At 72.5% G+C, this 4823-nt stretch carries 5 protein-coding genes; 3 read left to right on the top strand and 2 right to left on the bottom strand.

The annotated features are described in order from the left end of the window. Together CRM73_RS18235 and CRM73_RS18230 are read right to left on the bottom strand one after the other, a co-directional pair. Positions 1 to 344 (bottom strand): PucR family transcriptional regulator ligand-binding domain-containing protein (locus tag CRM73_RS18235; RefSeq protein WP_229588688.1); only part of this gene is annotated, 344 nt, incomplete at its 3' end. 88 nt (positions 345 to 432) lie between these two features. Then, positions 433 to 1902: an APC family permease gene (locus tag CRM73_RS18230; protein WP_126349840.1), complete on the bottom strand. Its 1470-nt coding sequence runs from the start codon at positions 1900 to 1902 to the stop codon at positions 433 to 435. Between the two features lie 201 nt (positions 1903 to 2103). On the opposite strand from CRM73_RS18230, the gene CRM73_RS18225 reads away from it, so the two are divergent. From CRM73_RS18225 to pheA, 3 genes are read left to right on the top strand one after another with little or no spacing between them, the layout of a single operon-like run. Further along, on the top strand, positions 2104 to 3213 hold the full coding sequence (locus CRM73_RS18225; RefSeq protein ID WP_229588687.1) for an NYN domain-containing protein: 1110 nt from the start codon (positions 2104 to 2106) through the stop codon (positions 3211 to 3213). A 42-nt stretch (positions 3214 to 3255) separates the two neighbouring features. Beyond that, entirely contained in the window at positions 3256 to 3591 is a 336-nt protein-coding gene (locus CRM73_RS18220) for a rhodanese-like domain-containing protein (protein WP_017832057.1), read from the top strand. Further along, the gene (pheA, locus tag CRM73_RS18215; protein ID WP_172604332.1) at positions 3588 to 4589 is read left to right on the top strand and encodes a prephenate dehydratase; all 1002 of its coding nucleotides are present in this window, start codon (positions 3588 to 3590) and stop codon (positions 4587 to 4589) included. The genes CRM73_RS18220 and pheA overlap by 4 nt, the downstream gene beginning before the upstream one ends. Positions 4590 to 4823: the final 234 nt, after the last annotated feature.

Genomic DNA, 4823 nt, shown 5'->3' with positions numbered 1-4823 from the left:
ACGGCGAGCGCGTTGACGAGCGGGTTGCCCTGGTAGCAGGAGTCGAAGACGACCTCCCCGCCCACGTTGGGCAGGCCCAGGGAGTTGCCGTAGCCGCCCACGCCCGCCACCACGCCGTGCACCACGCCCCGGTCCGTGAGCCGGCGGACGTACTCCGTCCAGGAGTGCGCCCGGGCGGAGGTGTGGAGGCCCGTCAGCAGGAGGACCTCCCCGCCCTCGAGGTACGGGGTGGGGTCGGCGAGCTCGCTGGTCACCACCCAGCTCACCGGCAGGTCGGTGGCCGCCTCGACGACGGGCTCCAGCCCGAGCCCGGGCAGGCCGAGCACCTGGGCGACCGTGACCATGGGCAGTCCTCCTCTTCCGCAGTCCTCGCTGTCCTTCTAGGCGCGCCGGGGACCGCCCGGCGCGCCGGGTCCCGGCGCGTCGGCCGTCTCAGCTCCGCTGCCTGCGGCGCTCGACCTCGGCGACGAGCCGGTGCTCGGCGTCGGCGCCCGGCCGGATCCCGGTGGGGATGCGCAGCAGGAACACGAGCCCGAGCAGCCACCACAGCCCGAAGATGGTCCAGGCGGGCGCGCTGAGGAAGGCGGGCATCCCGGGCAGGTACAGGCTGATCAGGGCGAGGCACAGCACGACCGAGAGCACGCCGATCGCCGTTCCGCCGTGGCCGTGGCCGCCGATCCGGAACGGGCGTTCCATGCCGGGCTCGCTCCGGCGCAGGATCACGAAGACCACGGAGACCAGGGCGTAGGCGATCACGATGGACGGGGAGCCGGAGTCCACGAGCCAGCCCAGCATCTCGGCGCCGAAGAACGGGGCCACGAAGGAGAGGGCGCCCACGAAGAGCAGGGCGTTGGCCGGGGTGCCGTACTTCGGGTGGAGGCGGCCGAACCACTGCGGCACCATCCGGGAGTTGCCGAGCGCCCAGAGCAGGCGGGACGCCCCCATGAGGAGCGAGTTCCAGGACGTCAGGATGCCGGCGAGGCCGCCGGCGATGAGCAGGTTGGCCACGGCCGTGCTGGAGAACATGGCTCCCATGGCGTCCGCGACCGCGATGTCCGCGCCGGCGATGTCCGCGCCGGACATCGCCGAGGACGTGGTGAGCACGACCATGACGTACCAGGCGGCGGCGAGCAGCACGGAGACGATGATGGTCCCGCCCAGCTGCTTGGCCGGCAGGTGCATCTCCTCGGAGACCTGGGGGATGACGTCGAAGCCGACGAACAGGAACGGGACGGTGACGAGCACGAGGAAGAAGCCGGCCGTGCCGCTCGTGAAGAACGGCTCCATGGTGTCGACCGAGCCGCGGGTGAACGCCCCGAAGATCATCATGAGTCCCACGATCAGCAGGAAGAGGATCACGAAGATCTGCACCATGGAGGCGTGCTTCACGCCGCGGATGTTGATCGCGGTGATGATGACGGCGGTCAGCGACCCCACCAGCGCCCAGGTCAGGTTCACCTCGAAGCCGGCCACGGTCCACAGCGGGATCTGGCTCAGGCCCGGGAAGATGTACTGCAGGGTGCGGGGGACCGCCACGGCCTCGAAGGCCACGATGGTGATGTAGCCGCCGGTGATGGCCCAGGACCCGACGAAGGCCCACCGGGCGCCCATGCCGCGCAGGAGGTAGTTGTGCTCCCCGCCCGCGTACGGCATGGCGGCGACGAGCTCGCCGTAGACGAGTCCGACGACGGCCATGATGAGCCCGCCGGTGACGAGGGCCAGCACGGAGCCCATGGTCCCGGCCTCGGCCAGCCAGTCGCCGGTGAGGATGACCCAGCCGAAGCCGATCATCGCGCCGAAGCCGAGGGCGATCGCGTCGAGGCGGCCCAGGACCTTCTTGAAGCCGTGGTCCTCGCGGTCCGGGGCGTCGGGCCCCGCGCTGCGGGGTTCGCTGGTGCTCATGGGAGTTCTTCCTTCTGTCGAGGACACCCGGACGAGGTGCCTGGTCGGGCCCGCCGCACGGCACTCCCGGCGGCGAGGGCACAATTTATACAGGGATTGTTTCGTCCCTGTGTGCCGCCTGGAAGCCCCCGGCCGCCCGCAGCTCGCTCGGCACCGTATCTTTGCGAAAGAGAATCCGTTCGCCGCTTCCCTGAGGATGCCATGACCCAGCGCCGGGCCGCCCTGTTCATCGATTTCGACAACTTCTTCGGCGGTCTGCTCGGCAGTGATCCGACGGCGGCCATGGCGCTGGCCGAGCGGCCGTCCGTGTGGATCCACCGGCTGGCCGCGGCGAGCGGCGGGGAGGGCGCCGACAGTTCCCGGCGCTGGCTGGTGCTGCGGTGCTACATGAACCCGTCCGGGAGCGTCGCGCATCCGCTGAACCCGGGGCAGAGGCTGTACTTCTCGACGTTCCGCCCCTTCTTCACGCAGGCCGGCGTCGAGGTCGTCGACTGCCCCAGTCTCACCCGGGGCGCGAAGAACGGGGCGGACATCCGGATCGTGATCGACGTGATGACCGCATTGCAGCACCACGCCCACTACGACGAGTTCGTCCTGGCCTCGAGCGACGCCGATTTCACGCCGCTGCTCCAGGTCCTCAGGGCCCAGGACCGCAGGACCTGCATCATTGCGACCGGGGCCACGGCGGTGGCCTACGAGGCGCTCGCGGACCAGTACCTCGACGAGCAGGACCTCTTCGACCTCATGGCGCCTGCGCCGGCGGAGGAGCCCGTGCCCGGCTCCGGGGACGGGGTGCCGGCCCCCGGAGGGTGCTTCTCCCCGGGTGCCGCGCCGATCGCGGGCCCCTCGGAGGACCCGGGGGCGTGGCACGAGTTCTGCGCGGTCGTGCGCAGTGACTACGAGTCCTCCGAGGGGCCCGTCAGCCTCTCCCGCCTGGCAGGTCGGATCCACGCGGACATGGGAGAGGTCGTCACCCGCACCCGGTGGTTCGGCAGCGGCTCCTTCCGTCGGGCCGTGGAGCTGGTCGACCTGCCGGAGGTCGAGTTCTCGAACCTGCACTTCTGGCACCGCACGAGGCACCGGGCGCCGGAGCCGGCACCCGCGGCGCCGCCGGCTCCTGTCCGGCCGCCGCTGCCGGCGGCCGTCACCCGCTTCTGCGACGTCGCGAAGATGCCGCGGCTCTGCCGGGCGGTGCTCGCCAGCGTGCTGGAGCATGCGGTGCTGGCGGGCTTCCATCCCTCCGCGGCGGAGCGGCAGGAGCTGGCCGCCTGGCTCGGGGCGGGCGCACCGGCACCCGTGCCCGCGGTCTAGGCTGGTCCGGGACAGCCCGTTCCCGACGAGAGGACCCGGACCATGGACAACCTGGACAGCCTGCCGAGCGCCTCGGTGGAGGAGATCCCCGAGGGCGCACGCGTCCTGGACGTGCGCGAGGACGAGGAGTGGGAGGCCGGGCACATCGCCGGTGCCCAGCACATCCCGCTCCGGCAGCTCCCGGAGCGCTACGGCGAGGTGCCGGTGGACGAGGACGTGTACGTGATCTGCCGCTCCGGCGGCCGGTCCCTCAAGGCCACGGCGTACCTCCAGCAGTACGGCTTCGACCCCATCAACGTCCTGGGCGGCATGGGGGCGTGGATGGACGCCGAGAAGCCCATGGTGTCCGAGACGGGCGAGACCCCGAACGTCCGTTGAGGTACGCCTACCTGGGCCCCGCCGGCACCTTCACCGAGGCCGCGCTGCTGAGCGTGGCGGGCGCCCGTGAGGCGGAGCGCCTCCCCGTGTCCTCCGTGCCCGTGGCGCTCGCGGCCGTCCGCTCCGGCGAGGTCGACGCCGCCATGGTGCCCATCGAGAACTCCGTGGAGGGCGGCGTGACCGCGACCCTCGACGCGGTGGCCACCGGCAGCGAGCTGCGCATCGTCCGTGAGGCGCTGGTGCCCATCAGCTTCGTCCTCGTGGCCCCGCCGGGCACGGCGCTCGCCGACGTCCGCTCGGTCTCCACGCACTCCCACGCCTGGGCCCAGGTGCGGGGCTGGATGGACGAGCGGCTGCCGGGCGTGGACTACGTCCCGGCGTCCTCCACGGCCGCCGCGGCGCTCGCGCTGCTCCCCGGCGGGGCGGGGCGCGAGGGGCCGGCGTCCCGGGCGGGCTTCGACGCCGCGGTCTGCTCGCCCGTGGTCGTCGAGCAGCACCCCGAGCTCGAGGTGCTGGCGCAGGACATCGGGGACAACAGGGCCGCCGTCACCCGGTTCGTGCTCGTGGCCCGGCCCGGGGTGCCCCTGCCGCCGCGCACGGGCGCGGACCGCACCACGCTCGTCATTCCCCTGTGGGAGGACCGCGCCGGGGCCCTCATGGAGATCCTCGAGCAGTTCGCGACCCGGGGGGTCAACCTCTCGCGGATCGAGTCGCGGCCCACGGGCAACTTCCTCGGGGAGTACTTCTTCAGCGTGGACGTCGACGGTCACATCCTCGACGCCCGGGTGGCGGACGCCGTCGAGGGTTTGCGCCGCGTCTGTCCCAGCACGCGCTTCCTCGGCTCCTATCCGCGGGCCGACCACAAGGTGGCGACCGTGGCCCCGCACCACTCCGACGACGCCTTCCGCGAGGCGGCGGCCTGGGTCGCAGCCCTGCAGGACAGCGACCGCCGGACCCCGGAGAACCCGCCGGCGCAAGGCGCACCGGGCGGCGCGTAACGCGAGGACGCGCACCGCACCCCCGCTTGTTAGCAATTGCGAATACATGCACCATGGGGAGTGCGGGCGCGTCCGTGCCCGCGATCTTCAGCCGGTGTCGATCGACCCCCCGGGTCGGGACCGAGCCCGACCGGAGGTGCCACCATGCCTGCTCCCGCCGTCCGCCGCCTCGCCCTCGCCGCCGCCCCGGCCCTCCTGGCCTGCGCGCTCGCCGCTCCGCCGGCCGCGGCGGCC

Origin of the sequence: Kocuria sp. CCUG 69068, from assembly GCF_020833785.1 — a bacterium.
Classification (GTDB): domain Bacteria; phylum Actinomycetota; class Actinomycetes; order Actinomycetales; family Micrococcaceae; genus Kocuria; species Kocuria rosea.
Note: the sequence above shows the minus strand (reverse complement) of the source record. Positions and strands in the feature narration are given on the sequence as shown.